This is a genomic window from Bradyrhizobium sp. 2S1 (assembly GCF_011516625.5).
In the GTDB taxonomy this organism is placed as follows: Bacteria; Pseudomonadota; Alphaproteobacteria; order Rhizobiales; family Xanthobacteraceae; genus Bradyrhizobium; species Bradyrhizobium septentrionale.
The window spans coordinates 951,910-973,753 of sequence record NZ_CP147717.1 but is presented as its reverse complement, the minus strand read 5'-3'; the positions used below and the strand labels follow the sequence as shown (position 1 = coordinate 973,753).

The following is a 21,844-nucleotide window of genomic DNA, read 5'->3' as shown; positions in this document are numbered from 1 at the left end:
TTCAACCGCCTCGTCGATCGACGGGGCAAGAGGGGACAGGATCACGCGCTTCAGCCCAGCATCCGCCGCGGAGCCCGCTGCTTCGAGAAAAGCGGAATCCCCTATGGTCATCGACCCGCGCGAGATTGATGAACATCTCAGCGTTCGTAGCTTGCTGCTGTTTCATGATGGGATACTTGAGGCTTGCCGTTCCTTCGCTTCGTAGTATTCGGCCGAGAACTGAATTGACCATCGCGAGAAGAACGAACGCAATTTCTGAGTGGGCTTTTCGACCCCGAGATGTTCGGTGACATGCGCCTCGCGCAGCCACCTTACCGCCGATGCAAGGCCGGCGGTGCGCTCGAGCCTCTCAACCGCCGCGACGCCGGCGGTCTCTGCCTGCCGATAGCGAAAACCGGCCTTCTTGATCACATACAGGGACCTGATGGTTTCATAGCTCTTGAATGCGAGCTGAACGAACGAGTGTTTTTTTACCTGTGGCCAGGCTGCCGGGTACACCGGCAGCACCAAAAGCTTGCTCTTGGCGATGACCGTTGCCAGAGGATGCAAGAGCTGCATCCAAGCTGGCCAGGACGTGACCTTGGCAAGCAATACCGCGTGCATCGCCGTTGCAGCCCCGAAAGAGATGGGGAGCCAAAGTACCGCGCCCAGGATCACGAGCAACGCGGTGTTCGGCGTGAGATGCCGGCATTTTCGGAACACCCATGCCATGCCGCTTTCAAATGCAATGTACACAGCATGTTCGAACGCCCGATAGCTAATCTTCCGCCGGAGCCACGACCAGTTCCGGCGGATCGATGTATTCCACTGTCGACGTTTCGACTCGGAAAGGGGAAGGAAGCGCAACGCGCCGTTCATGACAGTAAAGATGACATTGCCAAGAACCCTGGCCGCGAAGAGCGGAAGCCAGACAATCTGCATTGCTAACGGGAAGGCGTAGTCGAGCAGTCGCATCAAGATCGAAAGAATGAAACGCAGGATTTTGTTTGCGGCGAGCGCGACAAAAACAAGTGGGATGATTATCACATCGTCGAGGGCACCGCGGAAGCGGCTTTCTTCGGTCCATGCCGGGTCATGGTAATGGATCATGGTGCAACGGTTCCGGCTGGAGACGGGGGAGCGTGCCGGCTCAAAGTAGCACATTGTAAGGGTCAGGGCGTGGCCCCAGGTACCGGTCGTTGAGCGACAGCCCGATGTCCGCAACGGGGTTTGCAGAACATCCGCTTTGCGCCACTAACGTTCGGCCGCGAACAATCTGACGCTTTCTGTGAGACCCTTCAGGGCATGACTACCTTCGTCATGAAACCTGATGTTTGATCCTGCGACAAGATCACGGACTGTATTCGACACCAGAACCTGCCCGGGCTTTGCCATCGTCGCGACCCGCGATGCAATGTGGACCGCGATGCCGCTCAGATCATCATCGGCCATTTCGACCTCGCCGGTATGAAGGCCGGCCCTTACCTGCAGCCCAAGAGCTTCAAGGCCTTCATTGATCGCCAGAGCGCACCGGATTGACCGAGCGGGCCCGTCAAAAGTTGCCAGGAAGCCGTCTCCCATTGTCCTCACCTCATGCCCTCTATATCGCGAAATCTCCCGCCGCACGAGCGCGTTGTGCCGATCAAGCACATCGTGCCATGCACGATCACCGATCGTCTCGGCACGCTTGGTTGAGTTAACAATGTCAGTGAACAGAACGGTGGCGAGCACGCGATCAGATTCGATTGCGGACCGTGAGCCTGTCAGGAACTCTTCAACCGCATCCAATACCCGTTCTGTTTCGCCAGTCCACAACGCGTGATCACTGCCGGGCAGTTCGAGATATTTCGCGTTTGGGATTTGCCGGGCCATGAACCGCCCGGCTTCAACGTTGACGCGAACGTCCCCTTGTCGATGAATAATGAACGTCGGCACCCGTATCGACGGAAGGATTGGACGAATATCGATTTCGCTGTTCATTCGCATAAGCGCGACAACTGCGGAAGGACTTGCACCCAGACGTTCAAAACGGGCCCATGACAGCTTGAACGTCTCATCTGATGCCATACTGGGGGCGAACAAACGGAGGCTCTCGCCGGTCCCCCAATTTTTTTCCATGCGATCCAGGGCGGCATCTATCATGTCCGGGGGCACAACCCACGAACTGAACTGGCCATAGGCGCCGTACAGGACCAACGCTCGGGTACGCTCTGGGTAGGTGGCCGCGAACAAGACTGACATCGCACCACCTTCAGAGATGCCGAACAGGGCAGCTTGTTGCGAGCCCACGGCATCCATGACCGCGCGAACATCGTCCATGCGCTCTTCCAAGGTTGGCACACCAACCGCTCTGTCGGAAAGCCCGGTGCCGCGCTTGTCGAACATGATCAGGCGTGCGAAGGCCGCCAAGCGGGTCCAAACCCGCGCACGATAGGGCTCCTCCCAAGCGACATCGAGGTTTGAGATGAAACCAGGAACGAACACGAGGTCGAAGGGCCCTTCGCCGACGACCTGATAGGCGATACGAACATCACCGCTCTTTGCGTATTGGGTTTTCGGAACCATTGCACATCACTTCACGTAGAGTGGCGTGATCGGCTTCGTCGACTTCCCGGTGAGCAGGTTCGATCTGAATCTTACCAGTTTGCCGCGGTTCGCGGAAGCCAAAACCGCGTAGCCAGCCTTAGCATGCGCTAATCGGCTGCTTTCTCGACCAGGTATCACACAAGCCAATAGCGCCGCTGGTACGTCCCACGCGCAGCAATGTGAGGGACCACATCAATTCATGCCTTCCGCCGGTCGTGCAACTGAGATAGGCTGCTCATGAGCTGCCGAGCGGGACGTGCCGAAGTCCCTTTTCTCTTAGCCGCAGCGCTCATGCCGTCGGCAGGCGTGCATCGAAATTAAGCCAGCGTCTGTGTGTGCGGCCTCCCGTGCGGCTCCGCAGAGATTCCGCATGCCAGCAGTTTGGGGAGGCCGCAATGAAACTTCCACGCCGTCATTCCTGCATCTGGCAGCGGCCGCTGCCACGCTTCCGGCATTATCCCAATTCGCTAGCGCGCAGAGCTACCCGACCCGACCGGTGCACTTACTCGAAGGCTTTGGCGCCCGCGCAGCACCTGACATCGTCGCGCGATTGATCGGTCACTCGCTGTCGGAGCGACTTGGACAGTCATTTGTCATCGAGCCCGTAACGTCCGCTTCACCCCCGATACCGGACTTTCGATAGCCAGCGCGGCACTTGCGAAAGGGGCCCACTTTTAGACCTATGTAACACCTTGCCGCGACAGTCTGGATTCCCGCGATAGTTGGGATAAGGTTACGCTGCCTGCGCAGAAAAAATGTAAACGACATCCGGGAGGAAGTGATGCTCGACACCACGCTTAGCGCGCGCGTCCAGGTTTTCCTCGACAAGTTTGAAGCCGCGCTTGCGGCGGGCGATCTCGATGCCGCCGTCGAAATGTTCGCTCCGGAATGCTACTGGCGCGACCTTGTTGCCTTCACCTGGAACATCAAGACACTGGAAGGCCGCGATCAGATCCGCGATATGCTCGCGCATTGCCTCGCGTATGTGAAGCCGCACAACTGGAAAACCGTCGAGGGCGAAGCGCCAACCGAGGCTGGCGGCGTGACCGAGGCTTGGATCTCGTTCGAGACCGAGGTCGCGCGCGGATATGGACTCATCCGCCTGCAGAATGGCCAGATCTGGACGCTCTTGACGACCGTAGCCGAACTCAAGGGCCACGAGGAAAAGGCTGGCTTCAGCCGACCGCTCGGCGCCAGGCACGGCGTCAATCCCGGCGCCAAGACCTGGAAGGAGCTGCGTGACGAAGAAGTCGACAAGCTCGGCTTCAAGACCCAGCCCTACGGACTTATCATCGGCGGCGGGCAGGGCGGCATTGCGCTCGGGGCGCGGCTGCGCCAGCTCGGAGTGCCGACGATCATCGTCGAAAAGAACGCACGCGCGGGTGATTCCTGGCGCAACCGCTACAAGTCGCTCTGCCTCCACGACCCCGTCTGGTACGATCACTTGCCCTACATCGATTTCCCCAAGAACTGGCCAGTGTTCTCGCCAAAGGACAAGATCGGCGATTGGCTGGAGATGTACGCCAAGGCTATGGAGTTGAACTACTGGACGAACACCACAGCCAAACACGCCAGTTGGGACGAGACCAGGAAGGAATGGACCGTCGTCGTCGAACGTGATGGCGGGGAAATTGCGCTACGGCCCAAGCAACTTGTGTTCGCGACCGGCATGTCGGCCAAGCCGAACATGCCAAAAATCAAAGGTATGGAAACCTTCAAGGGCGAGCAACACCATTCCTCACGTCATCCCGGTTCCGACAGTTACAAAGGCAAGAAGGTGGTGGTGATCGGCTCGAACAATTCCGCCCACGACATCTGTGCTGCGCTGTACGAGGCCGGCGTCGACGTAACGATGGTGCAGCGCTCGACGACCCACATTGTGCGCTCGGATTCGCTGATGGAGAGCCTCGGCGATCTTTATTCCGAACGTGCCGTCCGCAGTGGAATGACGACGGCAAAGGCCGATCTGATCTTCGCCTCACTGCCCTACCGGATCTTGCATCAATTTCAGAAGCCGGTCTACGACAAGATCCGCCAGGATGACGCCGCTTTCTATGCCGGGCTGGAGAAGGCCGGCTTCAAGCTCGACTTCGGTGACGACGATTCCGGGCTGTTCATGAAATATCTGCGCCGGGGCTCGGGCTATTATATCGACGTCGGTGCTTCGCAGCTTATTATTGACGGCAAAATCAAACTGTTCACTGGCCAGGTCGAGGAGATCACGCCCAACGGCGTCAAGCTCGACAACGGCAAGGAATTGCCGGCGGACGTAATCGTCTATGCCACCGGCTACAGCTCGATGAATGGCTTTGTCGCCGATCTCGTGAGTCGGGAAATGGCCGACAAAGTCGGCAAGGTCTGGGGTCTCGGCTCGAATACGACAAAGGACCCCGGTCCATGGGAAGGTGAACAGCGCAACATGTGGAAGCCGACGCAGCAGGAGGGGCTATGGTTCCATGGCGGCAATCTGCATCAGTCGCGACATTACTCGCAATTCCTCTCCCTCCAGTTGAAGGCTCGCTACGAGAGAATTCCGACGCCGGTCTATGGCCTGCAAACTGTCCATCACAAGGCCTGAAGTTGCTAAGTGCACGCCAAGTGCACAGCGGGGCTCGCGATTGCGAGCCCCGTGTTATTTCCGGATCTCTGCACTCGCCAATACAATGTCCAATTTGTCCCGCTAAGCCGAGGGGTGCCCCGTGAGGCAGGGTATCCCGTACGGCGCGGGTCTCCTAGAATACTAGCCCGTCTTATTCGTCAGAGTGCGCCTGAGAGGCTGGCGAGCGTGGTGTAAAGTGTCATTCGGCCTGCAATATTGACCCCCTAAGCCGGGGGATCGGCGTCCAAAATTGACCCCCTACAGATTGATCTGTTGCGCTGCCTGCTTTGGAACGAAGCAGGTGGTGGGGGATGCTGATCGTGGAGACAATTGCCCGGATCCGGCGCGAGCACTTCATCAAGGGCAAGACGATCAAGGAGATCGCCCGTGACCTGAAGGTGTCGCGGAACACGGTCCGGAAGGTGCTGAGGTCGGGAGAGACCTCCTTCGAGTACGAGCGGCAGGTGCAGCCGCGGCCAAAGCTGGGACGATGGGCAGTAGAGCTTGACGGATTGCTGGCGGCGAACGCGGCCAAATCGGCTCGTGAACAGCTGACGTTGATCCGGATCTTCGAAGAGCTGCGCGGCCGCGGCTACGACGGCGGTTACGATGCCGTGCGGCGTTACGCCAGGCGGTGGAGCAAAGAACGCGGGCAATCGACCGCGGCGGCTTATGTCCCGCTGAGCTTTGCCCCAGGCGAAGCCTACCAGTTCGACTGGAGCCACGAGGTGGTCTTGCTGAGCGGGACCACGGTGATGGTGAAGGCCGCCCATGTCCGGCTCTGTCACAGCCGCATGCTGTTCGTGCGGGCCTATCCGCGGGAGACGCAGGAGATGGTGTTCGACGCCCACGACCGGGCGTTCGCTCTGTTCAAAGGCACCTGCACCCGCGGCATCTACGACAACATGAAGACCGCCGTAGAGACGATCTTCGTCGGTAAAGGGCGTCTCTACAATCGCCGCTTCCTGCAGATGTGCAGCCACTATCTGGTCGATCCGGTCGCCTGCACGCCGGCGTCGGGCTGGGAGAAGGGGCAGGTCGAGAACCAGGTCGGGCTGGTCCGGGAGCGCTTCTTCACGCCGCGGCTGCGGTTCAAAAACCTCGACGAGTTAAACGCCTGGCTGCTCGACAAATGCATCGCCTACGCCAAGGCTCATCGCCACCCGGAGCTGGTCGATCAGACGATCTGGGAAGTGTTCGAAGCCGAGCGTCCCAAGCTCGTTCCCTATGCCGGCCGCTTCGACGGCTTCCATGCGGTGACGGCATCGGTCTCGAAGACCTGCCTGGTGCGCTTCGACAACAACAAGTACTCGGTCGCAGCCAGCGCAGTCGGACGGCCGGTCGAAGTCCAGGCTTATGCCGACCGCATCGTGATCCGTCAGGATGGACGCATCGTTGCCGAGCACCCGCGATCCTTTGGCCGCGGCGAGACGACCTATGATCCCTGGCACTATGTGCCGGTGCTGGCTCGCAAACCCGGTGCCTTGCGCAACGGCGCTCCCTTCAAAGACTGGGTGCTGCCGGCCGCGATCGAGCGGATCCGGCGCAAGCTTGCCAGCACCGACGATGGCAATCGGCAGATGGTCGACATCCTCACCGCGGTGCTGACTGACGGTCTGTCCGCGGTGGAAGCGGCCTGTGCCGAAGCGCTCGGTCATGGCGTCCATTCCGCCGATGTCGTGCTCAACATCCTGGCCCGTCAACGTGAACCCGCCCCACCGGCCAACATCATGACGCCGGCCGCACTGACGCTCCGTCATGCACCGATCGCCGATTGTGCCCGCTACGACAACCTCCGGAGGACCATCTGATGGAACGAACCCAAATCTTCGACCTCATGGGCGAGCTCAAGCTCTACGGCATGAAGGCTGCCTTCGACGAGATCATGGCAACTGCCGTCAAGCGCCAGCACGAACCTCAGCGCATTGTCGGCGACCTGCTTAACGCCGAGATCAACGAGAAGCAGGCCCGCTCGATCAAATACCAGCTGACCATTGCCAAGCTGCCGCTTGCCAAGGACATCGCCGACTTCCAGTTCGACGGCACGCCGATCAATCAGACTCTCGTCAATGATCTCGCCAGCGGCGGCTTCATCGCCCAGCAACGCAATGTCGTGCTGGTTGGCGGCACCGGCACAGGCAAGACCCACCTGGCCATTGCCATCGCCAGAAGCTGCATCCGATCCGGTGCCCGCGGCCGCTTCTTCAACGTAGTCGACCTCGTCAATCGCCTCGAGACCGAGACCCGCAACGGACGGCAAGGACGGCTCGCCGAGCATCTGACCCGGATGGACTTCATCGTGCTGGATGAACTCGGCTATTTGCCCTTCGCCCAGTCCGGTGGCCAGCTCCTCTTCCACCTCGTCAGCCGGCTCTATGAGCGCGCCTCCGTCATCGTGACGACCAATCTCGCCTTCGGCGAATGGCCGAGCGTGTTCGGCGACGCCAAAATGACCACAGCGCTGCTCGACCGATTGACCCATCACTGCGACATTGTCGAGACCGGCAACGATAGCTGGCGGTTCAAGAGCCGAGACGACGATCACGCCACCCGCGCTCGTCTCGCCTCCGCTATCCCGGCCAGCTCCGACGAGACGAGCGCTACCAGCAAAGCCCGCCGCACGAAGGGGTCAAAATTGGACGCCGATGAGGGGCGCATTGCCTCATCGAAAATGTTACCGAACAATTCCGCTGATGACTGGGGCGGCGTTACCGAATCAGGTCGGTGGCGCCAATGGCGAGCGGGATCAGCATGGGCGCAAGGCGCGAGGTGTTGGCCGTGGTGGCGAGGCGCTACCGTGCGGCTGGACGAGTTGAGAAGGGACGGATCCTTGACGAGTTGACAGCAACGACGGGTTGGCACCGCAAGCACGCGGTGCGAGCACTGTCGGTTGCCGGAAGGGACAGGCCCAGACCACCACTGGACGAAGGGGCAACGAGCCCAACCGAACCAGCGACAAGTCGGCGACGCAAATACGCCAGCGTGCGCGACGCGCTGATCGCGCTGTGGGAAGCCTCCGATCGCGTCTGCGGTAAGCGCCTCGTATCGATGATCCCAGTGCTGTTGCCCGCACTCGAGCGGCATGGCCGGCTGAAGCCAACGAGCGCAGAGCGTGCGCTGCTGACAACTCTGAGCGCGGCGACGATCGATCGGATGTTGATCGACGTTAAAATTGCGGCTGCTGGGGGGCGCCGGCGGCGAGTCGGATTCTACTCGGCGATTCGACGCGAGGTGCCGATCCGCACTTTCAATGACTGGGCAAACCCGCCGCCAGGCTTTTGCGAGATCGACATGGTCGCGCACGGTGGGACCAGCGTCGCCGGCTCGTTTATCCAGACTTTGACCATGGTGGACATCGCAACAGGATGGACGGAATGCCTGCCCCTGGTGACACGCGATGGCAGCCTCGTCGTGGAAGCGATGACGCGAGCACAGGGCCTGTTCCCGTGGGTGATCTGTGGCGCCGACTTCGATAACGACAGCGCGTTCATGAACGACGTCGTCGTTCCATGGTGCCGAGCACAGAAGATCGAGGTAACGCGGTCACGTGCCTACAAAAAGAACGATCAGGCTTTCGTGGAGCAGAAGAACGGTGCGGTGGTCCGGCGGCTCGTCGGATACGGGCGCTTCGACGGGGTCGAGACGGCCCGCGTGATGGCACGTCTCTACGCGGCGGCGCGCCTGCTGGTGAACTTCTTCCAGCCGTCATTCAAGCTCAAAGAGAAGCGCCGCGAGGGTGCCAAGATCATCAAACGCTATCATCCGCCTGCCACACCATACGAACGTGCACTGGGGCACCCGAAACTCCCATCAGCGGTCAAGCGCCGTCTGCGCCAGACGTATCGGACTCTCGATCCCATACAATTGCTTGCCACGATCCGCACGGCGCAGGAAGAGCTCGGCGAACGGATCGGCAAGCGCGGTCTTGCGAAGGTTCCCACCGTATCGCCGGCTGATCCGCTCTCGTTTGCCCGATCGCTCGGCACGGCGGCAAACACCGCCGAAGTGCGGGCCACGCACCGCCGGCCGAAACGGCGATACAAAAAGCGTATTCGCATGCCCTCGAAGCTCGATCCCCATCTCGCGATCATCGAGAACTGGCTCGCCGTCGAGCCACAGCTCACTGCACTGGCCATCGTGGGCAGGCTCGCCACGATCGATCCTTCGATGTTCAGCGACAAGCAGCATTCGATCGTTCAGCGCCTGCTTCGGTCCCTCCGGCGGAAGGTGGCGGAGACAGCCATCGTATCCATGCCCGTGGATGAAATACGGCCCGAGGCTGTGGACGGCGCTGCGTGTGATGAGCACTCCGCCCCGCCCACAGCCTCTCCACCGAGCTGGCCGCGGCTCGAGACCGGTCTGGGGCAGTTCGTAGACCTTCATCCCGGGTAACATTACTTCCTGAGGCAATACGAGGGGTCAAATTTGCAGGCCGATTGACACAAAGGTACGCATACGACGGAGGCCGCCTGATTGACGCATGCGCGCGGGCACGGCGAGGTCTATGATGGCATTGGGTGAAGGGTGAAGGTCAGGCGGCCTGCTGATTGGCTGGCTTGTCGGCCTGGCGCAGGAGCTTCCATTCCCAGGGCAAGAGCTCGTGCAGACGCGATGCGGGATGATCGGCGATACGGGCCAGGACGTCGGCGAGCCAGGCCTTGGGATCGACGTCGTTGAGGCGACAGGTCGTGATCATCGTCAGCATGATGGCGGCACGGTCGGCGCCGCGCTGGCTGCCGGCGAAGGTCCAGTTGCGCCTTCCCAAGGCGATGCCCCTCAATGCGCGCTCAGCGCAATTGTTGGTCAAGCAGATCCTGCCGTCGTCGAGGAAGCGGGCGAAGCCGTCCCAGCGCCTGAGCATGTAGTTAATCGGCTTCAGGACCTCGGAGGAACGCGAGAGGGTTTCGCGCTCGCGGAGCAGCCAGGCATGCATGTCCTCGAGAAGTGACTTACTCTGTTCCTGGCGAGCGGCACGCCGCTCGCCGGCACCGCGGCCGTTGATGGCGCGCTCGATCTCGAACAACGTATCGAGGCGTCTGACAGCCTCCAGCGCGATCGGGGAGACCGGTTTGCCTTTCTTGCCTTCCCGAGCATTTTTCTCGATATCAGCCAGCTCGAAGAAGCCCCGCCGCGCATGGGCCACGCAAAACGCCGGCGTAATCGGCAGCGCCTTCTTCTGCGGGTCGAACAGCGGCTCGAAGCCGCTGTAGCAATCCGCCTGCAAGATGCCGGCGAAGGCGGCCAGATGTCTCTGTGGATGCTCGCCTCGTCGGTCGCTCGAGGCGTAATAGACCGCTGCCGGCGGCGCAGGCCCGGCGAACGGCCGGTCATCCCGCACATAAGTCCAGATCCGCCCGGTCGTGCACTTGCCCTTCGCCAGAATACGGATGGTGGTGTCGTCGCCATGAAGGCGCTCGGCAGCGAGCACGTGGCGTTCGATCAAGTGGAAGAGCGGCATGACGGCGAAGGTCCCGTGGCCGACCTGGTCGGCCAGCGTCGACAACGGCAGGTCGATCCCCTCGGCCTTAAAGCGCGCACTCTGGCGGTTGAGCGGGATATGCATGCCGAACTTGTCGAACAGGATCGTCGCCAGCAATTGTGGGCCGATGAAGCCGCGCGGCGTGGCATGGAACGGCGCGGGCGGCTGGCTGATCTTCTCGCAATCGCGGCAGGTGAACTTCTCGCGTACCGTCTCGATCAGCTTGAAGCGGCGCGGGATCTCCTCCAGCGTCTTGGTCACATCCTCACCGATCTTCGCCAGCCGCGATCCACCGCAGCAGGCGCAGGTCGTTGGAGTCTCAATGACGACGCGCTCGCGTTCGATATCGTCAGGCCATGGCTTGCGCACCGGCCGCTTGCGCATGAAGGGGCGGACGTTCTGCGTCTTCGCCGCTGCGGCCTGTGCGGCAAGCTCATCCTCGCTCGCCGTGGTGACGAGTTCTTCGAGCTCCAACTCCAACTGCTCGAGCAGCCGTGCCGAGCGCTCGGATCGCTGCCCGTGCAGTTCGCGTTTCAGCTTCTCGATGCGCAACTCGAGATGAGCGATCAGCGCCTCGGTATCCGACAGTTTCGCCTGCGCATTCGCGGCTTGCGCCTGCCAGTTGGCGGCCTTCGCCTCGGCTTTCTGTCGCGCCTCACGCTCGGCCTGCAGCGCCGCCAGGGCACTGACAAGGTCCGATGGAAGATCATCCGGCTTCGATATCATGGAGCCATTGAATCAGATCGAGCAGCAGATTCAAACCGTAAAACGACTATCCGACCCGCGTCGGACGCTGGGTTTCTTGAGGGTTGCGCCAATCGATCCCGGACAACAGATAGCTCAACTGCGCCGGAGAGATCGTTACCGATTCACCAGCAACCGATGGCCAGATGAACCTGCCTCTCTCGAGTCTTTTGGTGAACAAGCAGGCGCCCTGGCCATCGTGCCAAATGACCTTCAATAGATCACCGCGTTTGCCCCGGAAGCAGAAAAGACCGCCGCCCATGGCGTCGCGCTTGAGCACTTCCTGCACGCGCAGAGCCAGGCTCGGAAAGCCGCACCGCATGTCGGTATGGCCCGTCGCCAGCCACACCCGCACGCCCGTCGGGATCGGGATCATCGGCGCGCCAGGCCCCGAGCAATTCGAACGACCGCCTCGATATCCGCACCGGGGCCGAAGACCACGCGCAGCCCCTGAGGGCTCACGATTTCGATCTGACCTGTCTCGACAGCTTCCGTCGTTGGCGGCGTACTTGCCGCAACTATCGCAGGGACGAATGTCGGGCCGATCGAATCCTCTTCGGCCGGATCATGACAGGTCCAAGCCTTGCGCCAGCTCAGCAGAAGCTGACGTGATATCCCATACCGGCGAGCCGTCGCCGACACCAGTCGTGGCCCCGAGAAGCTCTCCTCTACGATTCTGAGCTTCTCCGCACGCGTCCAGCGTCGCCGCCGACCGGTCTCCACCAAATCCATGCGGCTCAGCACCGCACTGTCCTTATGTCCGTCCATAAGGACAGTCAGCTACAGATCGGAAAAACTCGCAAGACGGCCGCCCTCGGACGGATACGATCAAAGATGGCTTGCGCGCTCCCTAAAGGCTCACCTCGGGCCAGTTCGATTAGGACCGCCATCCAAGAGCATTCGGCCCGCTCAAAAGCTTGAAGTCAGTACAAAACGCCGATACAAACGATGACATCGGGCGCAAAAATAACTCTGTCTTTTCAATAAGAAAGGGGCGCCGAGGCAGTACCCACCCAACTGTACCATTGCAGTTGAGTTACCCGCATCTCCAGCAGCTTTGCTGATAAGCCTGACGGATTTGCGCGGCTTGTTCCCGTTGACAAAATCTGATTGCCTGAAGGCTATGGGCATCGGTCGCAAACTGGAAGGTGATTTTCCACCAGGTGTGAGCGACGTCGCCGCACTCATTCGCGCCTTCGATTGGTCCGCCACAAGCTTGGGGTCGATCATGGAGTGGCCTGCGCACCTCAAGAGCGCAGTCAGCCTCATGCTGCCGGCCAAAGCACAGATCGTGCTGTTCTGGGGGCCGGAGTTTGTGGCGCTATACAATGACGCCTATGCACCGACGATAGGCCAGAAGCATCCGAGGGCTCTTGGACGACCTGCTCGCGAGAATTGGACCGAGCTGTGGGAAGACTTGGAACCCTTGCTCCGACGCGTCCTCGACAATGGCGAAACAGTCTTCGCCAAGGATCGCCCCTTCTACATCGAGCGCCATGGCTACCCGGAGACAGTTTACTTCGACATCTCCTATTCTCCTGTTCAAAACGAAGCCGGTGAAATTGGCGGTGTTCTTTGCATCGTTAGCGAGACGACCGAGCGTGTAGTTGCGCAAGAGCGCCAACGGTTGCTCGCGCGCGAGGCGAACCACCGCGTGAAGAACATGTTCGCCGTCTTCCACGGCATCATCAATCTGAGTGCTCGGTCAGCCCGTACGCCGCAGGAAATGGCTCAATCGCTACGGGGCCGTCTGAACGCTCTCATGCAGGCCAAGGTGATCTTCCCCCGAAAAAATGGACAAGGTTAAGCTGCTTTTAGCTCCATCTCGATCGGACTGACATAGCCGATGGCGGAGTGACGACGAGTTCGATTGTAGAAGCCTTCAATGTAAGCAAAGATATCACGTGTGGCCTCTGCGCGTGTTGCATAGTGAGTGTGGTAGACGAGCTCGATTTTGAGCGTGTGAAAGAAGCTCTCCATTGGAGCATTGTCATAGCAGTCGGCCTTGCGGCTCATCGATGCCCTCAAGCCGGCAGATTGCACGACCTTGCGGTATTCCGCCGATGCGTATTGGACGCCGCGATCGGAATGATGGATCAGACCGGCGCCAGGCCGCTGCGCTGAGACGGCCATCCGCAAGGCTGCCAGCGGCAGCTCGGCACGCAAATGATCCGCCATCGCCCAGCCGACGATCCTGCGGCTGTACAAATCCATGACGGTGGCCAGATAGAGCCAACCCTGATCGGTCTCGATGTAGGTGATATCGGCGAGCCAGATCCGGTTCGGCGCAGTGGCGGTGAAGTTGCGCTCGAGCAGGTTCGCCGCGATCGGGAGGTCGTGACGGCTATCGGTCGTCCGCACCCGGCGAGGCCGTGCCATGATGGCCGTGATACCGTGATGGCGCATCAGCCGCTCGATGCGGCCACGGCTCGCCCCGCGGCCCTGGGCCTTCAATTCGACATGGATACGCGGGCTGCCGTAGCGTCCGTTTGTCTCGCGATGGACGCGCTTGATGTCGTCGACAAGCTCACGGTTGGCGACCGATCGCTGGCTCTCCGGCCGGGAGCGCCAAGCATAATAGCCGGCCGGCGAGACACCGAGCACGTCGCACAGGATCGTCACAGGATCGTCACAGGATAGTCGGCGCGGCGATCTTCGATGAAGCGGAATCTCATTTCGGCCCCCCAGCAAAGATCGCGATCGACTTTTTTAAAATGTCGCGCTCCATGCGCAGCCGCTCGTTCTCTCGCTGCAGACGAGCGATCTCCGCCGCGTGGTCCGCCGACGGCAGCGTCGCTTGCGTTGTGGGGCGCCGCGCCGCAGCCGTCGGCTCTCGCCCAGTTCCACGTAGTTCCACCCAGCGCCGCAAAACTGAATCGCGCAGGCCAAGTTCCTTGGCCACCGATCCGATCGAGCGGCCACTCGAAGCGACCAGATCGACCGCTTGCCGCTTATAGTCGTCCGTAAACGACCTACGCTGACGTCCTTCCATCCAACACCTCTCCTGGCTCTTCGAGCCTACTACAGGTGTCCATCAATTCGGAGGAGGTTCAAAGGATCTCATCCGTCCTGGGATCATGGGTACGGAGGCGCATAGCGAGCGAACAACGGTGGGTGACGTCGTGCGAACGGTGTTGCGGCCTTACGAAGATGACGCGTCTCGCGAACGCATCATGGTGAGAGGACCTAATGTGCCCGTGGGTGCGATGGCCGTGACAAGTCTCGCTCTCGCCCTGCATGAAACAACGACGAATGCGGCCAAATACGGTGCGCTATCGGAGCCGACTGGTTCGGTCAGCATCACATGGGAGACGCATGGCGGGGATCTCCATCTTGAATGGGAGGAGACAGGCGGGCCCATGATTGTCGCCCCACCGTCAGCTAAAGGCTTTGGTAGCGTGCTTGCAGAGCGCAGCATTGCTGATCAGCTCGGCGGCAAGGTTGAGCATGATTGGCTGCCTAGCGGGCTCAGGTTGAGGGTTTCGGTCCCTTTGGATCGTCTTGCAGTCTGAGGCCCTGCCTCAAAGTGGTAGCCCGCAAACGACGGGACTAGTTGAACGCAAACCAGGCCTTGGCAACGAAGGCCGCGCCGCACCAGTTCGACACCAGGCCGCCCGGGTTGGTGGCGAGATCGACGCGGCCGCCCGGCCGCGCGTTTGGATCGCCCGTGAAGACGAAGCAATTTTCCTTCGACAGATTGGTGTCGTAGTAGCGCAGGTCGAGGTTGAAGGCCTTATGGGTGAAGGTCACACCCGCCTGCCAATTGAGATAGGCAGGTAGCGGGAAGCCGCCGAGTTGCGAACTCTGGTTGCCGAACCAGGAGTAGCCGGCAGCGGTCGTGAATGATACTGCCAGGTCGTTCGGCAGCAAGCGGCCCGGCACGTCGAAGCCAGCCCCGGCCGCCACATATTGACTCCAGGCGCCGGTGTTCGAAACGTTCGGCGAGTAAGCGTAGCCGGCGGCGATGCGGACCTGTTCGCCGATCTTTCGATCGCCGCGGATAACCGCCTCCCAATAATTGATGCCGTTGGTCTCGCCGGGAAGCCGTTCACCGGGGTAGGCGAAATAGGTCACGCCAAGATCAAGATCTATCGTAGCGATCGTCGGGCGGATACCGCCGGCGAAAGTGAGTTCAGCCGCCGGCTGGGTCGGCAGCTTGACGGTGGCGACCGTGGTGCCGGCGTAGAGCGAGCCAAATCTTGCTTCGAAGGCGGCGCCGACCGCAGGCCCATGATCGGACAGCGTGGTCCCTCGATAGATATAGTCGGACGCAGCCCCGGCGCGGGCGCTGAATTCGAACTCGTTCGGAGACGTTGCCTGGTTGGCGCCGGCTGCCGACCAGCCGCGATTGCCAAGGCCGATCGCGCCGCCCGGACTGGGGTTTTCTGTCTGCGCAAGACCCGCGGCCATTGGTGAAAGCCACAACCAGATCAACGCAGCGATCGAGGCACCACTTGCACGCCGAACAGATGCAATGCCCCGCTGCCGCACTGTCGATCATCCTCCAAGAGCCACCGCGACACCTACCAGCGCACTGCCAACCGCCACCATCGCAAGACCCGCCGCCCAAGGCCGCAGCCCGCTACGAACTCCGAACACGTAACCACAGCCGAAAAGCATGACGATGGCAATGGCGTAGGAGATGCGCAGCGCCAATCTGGCGTCACTAACGAACAGGAACGGGATCACCACAGGGAAGGTCGAAAGGAAGCTAAGCAGGCAAAGCCCCAGCGCTCCGGTCCAGTCGCGCTTCGTCAGTCCTCGACAACCCGACGGTTCGGGCGATTGCAGCAGTTTCTGCCGCATCAAATCGATCTGGTCCGGAGGCAACAGCGCCACCAATTCGGGCGACAGCGCGTTGGCGATGACGCGCCGCGCTGTTTCGGGATTCGGTGCCTGCCGTATCGCGCGGAGCGTCAAGAGCTTGTCTCCCCGATCGTTGATGCGAGCCAGCAGATAAAGGCCACCGTCGACAATACCCCACGCCAGATTGCAGCCGAGCGCACCGATCAGCAGTGTTTGAACATTGACGCCGGCTCCCGTCGCGACACCGAGCGAGCAGATGAAGGTGAGCGCCATGATCAGGCCGAACAGGGTTTCCGAGATCCGCTCCATCGGATCAAGGATGCTACCGGCAGGCGTATCTGAAATCTGCGACATCCCAGCCCCGAAATTCGCTCGATAGGCGACTATGCGAGCGAATGCGTCGGTCTGATGTGTTGATCTATCTCAAACATTCTGACACCGGATCAAAATGTTGATCAGAAAATCTTGCCTCTCTCGCCACTCACCAGGAGGCCGGAAAGGCCTTCAAGCCGCGGCGGAATTCGCGCAACCGCGAATTCGAGCGCAATCGTGGTGGTGGTCGGGCCGGTTCGCACGTCGCAATCCCCGCCGCCCCCTCAGCTGAACTTGAACATCCCCGCGCTCAGCTGTCCGGGGGCTTCGCCGATCAGCCACACCGCGTTGCCTGCGGCGTCGGTGATGATGGTGGTGTTGATGCCGGCCGCGTAGAACTCGGCGGCCTGGACGTCCGCGAACGAATGCAGCGACGTGCCTGCGAAATTGACGAAGTCGTTGACGCCGCCGGCGTTGAAGTCCTCGACGACCATCACTTCGGTATCGGACGCCTTGTCGTTGAGGTTGAAGATATCGCTGCCGCCGCCACCCCAGGCGTAGTCGACGCCTCCGCCGCCTGTGATGTTGTCTGCGCCCGAGCCCATCAGGAAGACGTCGACGCTGGTGCCGCCGGTGACGGTGTCCCCGCCGTTCGAGCCATAGACATAGTTCTGCCCGGAGCCGCCATAGATCAAATTGCCGTCGGTCTCGCCCGACGAGATGAAGATGTTCAGGCCCGAGCCGCCATACATGGTGTCGACGCCTGCGCCGCCATAGAAATAGTTGGTGCCGGCGCCGCCGAACAGATAGTCGGCGCCGTCGCCGCCATACATCACGTTGACGTCGCTGGCCGACGTGCCTCCCGCGCCGACCAGCGTGTCGTTGCCGCTGCCGCCGAACAAATAGTTGAAGCCGGTGCCGCCGTAGATCGCGTCATCGCCGTCTTCGCCGAGCAACACGTCGTTGCCGTTGCCGCCGCTCAAGACGTCAGCGTCGGCGCCTGCGTAAACGTAGTCGTTGCCGTCGCCGCCATCGACGGTATCGAAGCCGGCACCCGCAACGATGATGTCATTGCCCGCGCCGCTCGAGATCAGGTCGTTCAACGTAGTCCCGTACAGAGAATCCGCGCCGGCTGTGCCGTTCATGGTGTCGTCGGCATAGCCGCGCACGCTGTATCCGAGGTCCTTCAGCACCCCGAGATCCAGCGGCGAGATGGCGTATTGGTAGTCGTCGAAGAAGACGATGCCATTCATCAGATCCAGCGTGAGCGGATCCGCGACTGTCGATGGCGAGGCGGTGAAGTCGGATTGCTGGTTGCCGAAGTGATAGTAATTCTGCGTGGTGCTGTCCGTCGTCAGCGGCACCGGGCCGCCATACGCGGCCTCCGCGTGCGAACCGGTGAAATAGGCCAACGATCCGGACTTCTGGATAAAGGTATCAAAGGTCGATTCATAGGCGCCGGGGAGCTGGCCGCTCTGGCTGTACCAGCCCGTCATACCGAGCCCGTGCATCACCTCGTGCAGGAATACGTCGATGGGGTTGAGCTTATTATACGGGACCGAGCTGCCCCAACTCAGGCCGTAGTCCAGATCCAGATATTGCAGATAAGCGGTATCGACGTTGATGGTGATATCGCTCGTCGTGCCGCTGACGTGTTGTCCCGTCGTCAGCTCGTACTGGCTCGAAGGTTCATAGACGGCCAGGCCATTGCTTGTTCCGACGTAGTAAGACGACGTCGGCCCGCCATCTGCCCGCCCCACGGCGGTGGTCGTGATATTGAGATCGACAACCAGATTCCCGATGCCGCCGACGTACTGTTGCCAGACGCTTAACGCCTGTTGCAGGTCGTAAACCAGGGCCGAATCCGTTGCCGCTCCAGCGCCACCGGCGTCGTTGAGCTGAACAGTATAAGTCCACGCCATCTCATAGTCCCTTTAATCTAATCGCCCGTCTAATCTAATCGCCCGTCGAAAGATGCACTTGAATAGTCTGGCCTTACTGGCGCTTGGTACCATTTTTGATTGATTGTAGGCGAAAAAATTCTCTTAACGCGCGAGACTTTCGGGGTGCCTAGAACGGACAATCCCCCTTGAACAAGGGTGACTTTAGCTCACGATCGAGAAATTCGAGGCCGGGACGATGCTGATCGTGGCGCCGTTCATCTAGACGACAGTGCAGCCATTGAATGCACCACGGAATTGCACCACGTCGCCGGGCGAATCCCGGTCCTGGATCACCCGGACGCCCGGCGCATCGTTGAAGGCGTGATGTGAGGCCACCCGCAATGCTTAGCAACGAACAGCAACATTTGCTCACAGCCCGGCGCAGAGCAAGCTGGTGCAGATGCCTCGTAGATGCCTCGTCCTGGCCGAAGCGCTCAGCTGAACTGAAACATGCCCGCGCTCAGCTGTCCCGGCGCGACACCGGTGAGCCAGACCGCATTGCCCGCGGCATCGGTGATGATGGTGGTGTTGGTGCCGGCCACGTAGAACGAGGCAGCCTGGACGTCCGCAAAGGAATGCAGCGATGTGCCGGCGAAATTGATGAGGTCGTTGACGCCGCCGGCATTGAAGTCCTGGATCACCATCACTTCGGAGGTCGAGTCGTTGATGGTGAAGGTATCGCTGCCGAGGCCGCCCCAGGCGTAGTCGACGCCGCCGCCGCCCGTGATGCTGTCTGCGCCCGAGCCCATCAGGAAAACGTCGACATTGGTGCCGCCCGTGACGGTGTCGCCGCCGTTCGAGCCATAGACATAGTTCTGGCCCGAGCCGCCATGAATCACATTGCCGTCGGTCTCGCCCGACGAAATGAAGATGTTGAGGCCGGAGCCGCCATACATCGTGTCGACGCCGGCGCCGCCATAGAAGTAGTTGGTGCCGGCGCCGCCGTAGAGCAGATCGGCGCCATCGTCGCCGTACATCACGTTGACGTCGCTGGGACCGGCGCCTCCCGAACCGACCACAATATCGTTGCCGCTGCCGCCATAGAGGTAGTTGAAGCCGGTGCCGCCGTAGAGAACGTCGTTACCGGCTTCGCCCAGCAGCACGTCGAGGCCTGCATCGCCGTACAAAATGTCGTTTCCGGCACCGGCATAGAAATAATCGTTGCCGTCGCCGCCATAGCCGATGTCGTCACCGCCCTGGCCAACAAGAATATCATTGCCGGTGTAACCATACAGCGTGTCCGAGCCGGCATGGCCGTAGACCGAGTCATTCGAAATGCTGCCGACCGCGGTCGGTTGCGCGGCTGTCGCGAAAAACGTCGTCGTGTTGCGATCGTCGTAGATCGATTCCTGCAACGTATCGGCAAAGCCGGGCTGGCGCTGGTCCCAGATGATCTGTTCGCGTCCGTCGCCGTACATGCCGATCGCGGCAGCGCCGATCGCGGACGTGTTGGTCGACGTGGTCGTCACCGTGCTGGCATCTGCAAGCGTTCCGGTGCTCGCAATGTGGTAGCGGCTGACCGCGGTCAGGCCAAGGAACGCATCATTGTCGCTATAGGTCACGGTCACGCCGCCGTCGGTCGCCGCGGCTGCGTCGATCGAGGTGATGAAATAGCCGGTGCCGACGCCGTCGATCTGGAGGGCCGGTGCGACCGCCGTTCCCGTCGCGTCAAAAATCTGGACGTCGATCACCGGATTGAGGGCGATGATGATCGAATTGGTGTAGTCGCGAACCAGCGCGAAGCCGCCGCCGGAGAGCGCGACAACCTTGTCGTAGCCGACCGAAGCGCTGGGCCCGGGCGCAGTCGACAGCGTGATCTCCGTCCCGACGGGGACGCCTGCCGAGGTGTAGATCTGCGCTTCGACATTGGCGCCGCTGATCCAGCTGACCAGGATGTTGCCATTGGTGAGCGTCGTCGCCGACGGGTTGGTCTGACTCCCTGCGGTCGTCGTGTTGACGGTGAATTGGGTACCGACCTTGTTTCCGGCGGCATCGAACAGCTGCGCGCTGATGCCCGAGCTGGCGCCGTCGCCGCCGACGCCGCCCGGTCCAGAGGAAAGAGCGTCTTGCCAGACGGCAAGGAATCCGCCGCCTGCCACGGCCGTGATCGTTGCGTTGGTTTCGTTGCCCGCGGTGGTATTGAGTTTGATTTCCGCTCCTACGGTACCGTCGGGCGCGACAATCCTCGCGAACACATCGGTCCGCAGCGTGCCCGCGTTGTAGGATCCGAACGTGTAGGAAACGGCGACCGATCCATTGGAAAGCGTGGTCACGTCGGGCGTCGAAACGACCGAGCCGATCAGGGTCGGGCTGACAGCACTGCTGGCGATCGTGATCGGGGTCCCGCTGGTATTGCCGAGCGGATCGACCCGCTGCAGCACGACGGATTGGTACATGAGGTCCGGGAAGTTGGCATAGCCACCTTGCAGGTAGACCATCGCCATCTGGTCGTTGCCGATGGCGGCCAGCGCGGTTGAACCCAGGCCATTGGTGCCGTTGTCGACGCCGTTGGCTGGAGGGTTGGGCTGCACGCTCGCGATAAGCACCGGGGGCCGCCAAACGTTACCCATGACTCATTCCTCCAGCTAGGCACGGTCGATGCGATCAAAAATGGGGTCGCAATTTCTTGCCGTGCAGTGAGACCCGCCGGCCTTCAAATTCACCAGCGGCATGATTTCGAACATGCTTGAACACTGTTTGCAACGGGACGCGCAATATCCAGGGTAGTTTTGGTCCCGATGAGCGACCATGGGTCGCACCAACTTTCGAATGACGATTGCTCTCGGCGACGACGAAACTGCCGATGGTGGAGGTGAGGCATCCTCGTGCGGTGCAGCAACTGTTCCGGCCGTGTCATCTCGCCCGCTTGCGATTCAATGTGTGTTCACCCACTATCGGTGAAACGACGCCTTAAACGACGCCTTTATGACACCTTTGGGGGGACGCGCATGGGGACCGCCGGTGCAAGGAGTTTTTCGTTTGCGTTGATGCTCGGGCTTGCAGCGCTGCTGCTGCCGGACCGAGGCGAGGCTTACACGCCCGACCAGCAGCAGGCCTGTACGCCTGACGCGTTTCGGCTTTGCGGGCCGGAGATTCCCGATGTCGATCGCATCACCGCCTGCATGATCAGGAACAAGGCGCAGCTTTCGCCGGCCTGCCGCGCATTCTTCCGCGCCGGTCCCGAGCCGCGTGAGGCGCGCGAGCGCGTGGAGCGGCGGCCGGCCGCTGCCAAGCGCAAGGCCACGAAATCGCGCAAGGCGAAGAAGCCGGTCAACTAAGGCGGTTCCCATCCCGCGCGCTAGATTACGTGGCGGCCATTTCAAGGCTGCGATGCGCGACAGACTGACGCCTTGTGACGCTGTCACGCAGCATCATCTGTGGGGCTGTGTTCATTGC

13 protein-coding genes and 3 pseudogenes are annotated in these 21,844 nt (G+C 61.1%); 6 read left to right on the top strand and 10 right to left on the bottom strand.

Annotation, left to right across the window (positions count from 1 at the left end):
- Nucleotides 1–162: 162 nt before the first annotated feature.
- Together HAP54_RS04640 and HAP54_RS04635 are read right to left on the bottom strand one after the other, a co-directional pair.
- Nucleotides 163–1,089: a hypothetical protein gene (locus HAP54_RS04640; RefSeq protein WP_166298909.1), complete on the bottom strand. Its 927-nt coding sequence runs from the start codon at nt 1,087–1,089 to the stop codon at nt 163–165.
- Between the two features lie 144 nt (nt 1,090–1,233).
- A complete protein-coding gene (locus HAP54_RS04635; protein ID WP_166298908.1) occupies nt 1,234–2,544 on the bottom strand; it encodes an adenylate/guanylate cyclase domain-containing protein in 1,311 nt (436 codons plus the stop codon).
- 802 nt (nt 2,545–3,346) lie between these two features.
- On the opposite strand from HAP54_RS04635, the gene HAP54_RS04630 reads away from it, so the two are divergent.
- From HAP54_RS04630 to HAP54_RS04615, 4 genes and pseudogenes are all read left to right on the top strand, one after another.
- Nucleotides 3,347–5,143 (top strand): flavin-containing monooxygenase, encoded by a 1,797-nt coding sequence (locus tag HAP54_RS04630; protein WP_166298907.1) that lies wholly within the window; start codon nt 3,347–3,349, stop codon nt 5,141–5,143.
- A gap of 332 nt (nt 5,144–5,475) precedes the next feature.
- Nucleotides 5,476–6,966 (top strand): annotated as a pseudogene (gene istA, locus HAP54_RS04625) (IS21 family transposase); the annotation flags it as partial.
- Between the two features lie 8 nt (nt 6,967–6,974).
- Nucleotides 6,975–7,817, top strand: a pseudogene (istB, locus tag HAP54_RS04620) (IS21-like element helper ATPase IstB); the annotation flags it as partial.
- 329 nt (nt 7,818–8,146) lie between these two features.
- Nucleotides 8,147–9,556: an integrase catalytic domain-containing protein gene (locus HAP54_RS04615; RefSeq protein WP_166293515.1), complete on the top strand. Its 1,410-nt coding sequence runs from the start codon at nt 8,147–8,149 to the stop codon at nt 9,554–9,556.
- A 139-nt stretch (nt 9,557–9,695) separates the two neighbouring features.
- Here the strand turns inward: HAP54_RS04615 and tnpC are convergent, their stop codons facing one another.
- Genes tnpC through tnpA form a run of 3 tightly spaced genes read right to left on the bottom strand, consistent with a single transcriptional unit; the run spans nt 9,696 to nt 12,155 of the window.
- The gene (tnpC, locus tag HAP54_RS04610) at nt 9,696–11,369 is read right to left on the bottom strand and encodes an IS66 family transposase (RefSeq protein WP_166205228.1); all 1,674 of its coding nucleotides are present in this window, start codon (nt 11,367–11,369) and stop codon (nt 9,696–9,698) included.
- Nucleotides 11,370–11,415: 46 nt separating this feature from the next.
- Complete coding sequence (tnpB, locus tag HAP54_RS04605) at nt 11,416–11,763, bottom strand: IS66 family insertion sequence element accessory protein TnpB (RefSeq protein ID WP_063676425.1); 348 nt, start codon at nt 11,761–11,763, stop codon at nt 11,416–11,418.
- Nucleotides 11,760–12,155 (bottom strand): IS66-like element accessory protein TnpA, encoded by a 396-nt coding sequence (gene tnpA / locus HAP54_RS04600; protein WP_166202956.1) that lies wholly within the window; start codon nt 12,153–12,155, stop codon nt 11,760–11,762. Before tnpA ends, tnpB begins: the two co-directional genes overlap by 4 nt.
- A gap of 355 nt (nt 12,156–12,510) precedes the next feature.
- On the opposite strand from tnpA, the gene HAP54_RS04595 reads away from it, so the two are divergent.
- The gene (locus HAP54_RS04595) at nt 12,511–13,194 is read left to right on the top strand and encodes an HWE histidine kinase domain-containing protein (RefSeq protein ID WP_166307427.1); all 684 of its coding nucleotides are present in this window, start codon (nt 12,511–12,513) and stop codon (nt 13,192–13,194) included.
- On the opposite strand, the pseudogene HAP54_RS04590 reads toward HAP54_RS04595, so the two are convergent.
- From HAP54_RS04590 to HAP54_RS04570, 5 genes and pseudogenes are all read right to left on the bottom strand, one after another.
- Nucleotides 13,191–14,379, bottom strand: a pseudogene (locus HAP54_RS04590) (IS3 family transposase). The gene HAP54_RS04595 and the pseudogene HAP54_RS04590 overlap by 4 nt on opposite strands.
- Nucleotides 14,380–14,936: 557 nt before the next feature.
- Complete coding sequence (locus HAP54_RS04585; protein WP_166298906.1) at nt 14,937–15,797, bottom strand: TorF family putative porin; 861 nt, start codon at nt 15,795–15,797, stop codon at nt 14,937–14,939.
- 87 nt (nt 15,798–15,884) lie between these two features.
- Nucleotides 15,885–16,466 (bottom strand): VIT1/CCC1 transporter family protein, encoded by a 582-nt coding sequence (locus HAP54_RS04580; protein WP_338696386.1) that lies wholly within the window; start codon nt 16,464–16,466, stop codon nt 15,885–15,887.
- 323 nt (nt 16,467–16,789) lie between these two features.
- Complete coding sequence (locus tag HAP54_RS04575; RefSeq protein ID WP_166298904.1) at nt 16,790–18,427, bottom strand: calcium-binding protein; 1,638 nt, start codon at nt 18,425–18,427, stop codon at nt 16,790–16,792.
- A 455-nt stretch (nt 18,428–18,882) separates the two neighbouring features.
- Nucleotides 18,883–21,018, bottom strand: a complete 2,136-nt coding sequence (locus HAP54_RS04570; RefSeq protein WP_166298903.1) for a calcium-binding protein — start codon at nt 21,016–21,018, stop codon at nt 18,883–18,885.
- Nucleotides 21,019–21,396: 378 nt separating this feature from the next.
- Between HAP54_RS04570 and HAP54_RS04565 the strand changes: the two genes are divergently transcribed.
- Nucleotides 21,397–21,726: a hypothetical protein gene (locus tag HAP54_RS04565; protein WP_166298902.1), complete on the top strand. Its 330-nt coding sequence runs from the start codon at nt 21,397–21,399 to the stop codon at nt 21,724–21,726.
- The last annotated feature ends 118 nt before the right edge of the window (nt 21,727–21,844 follow it).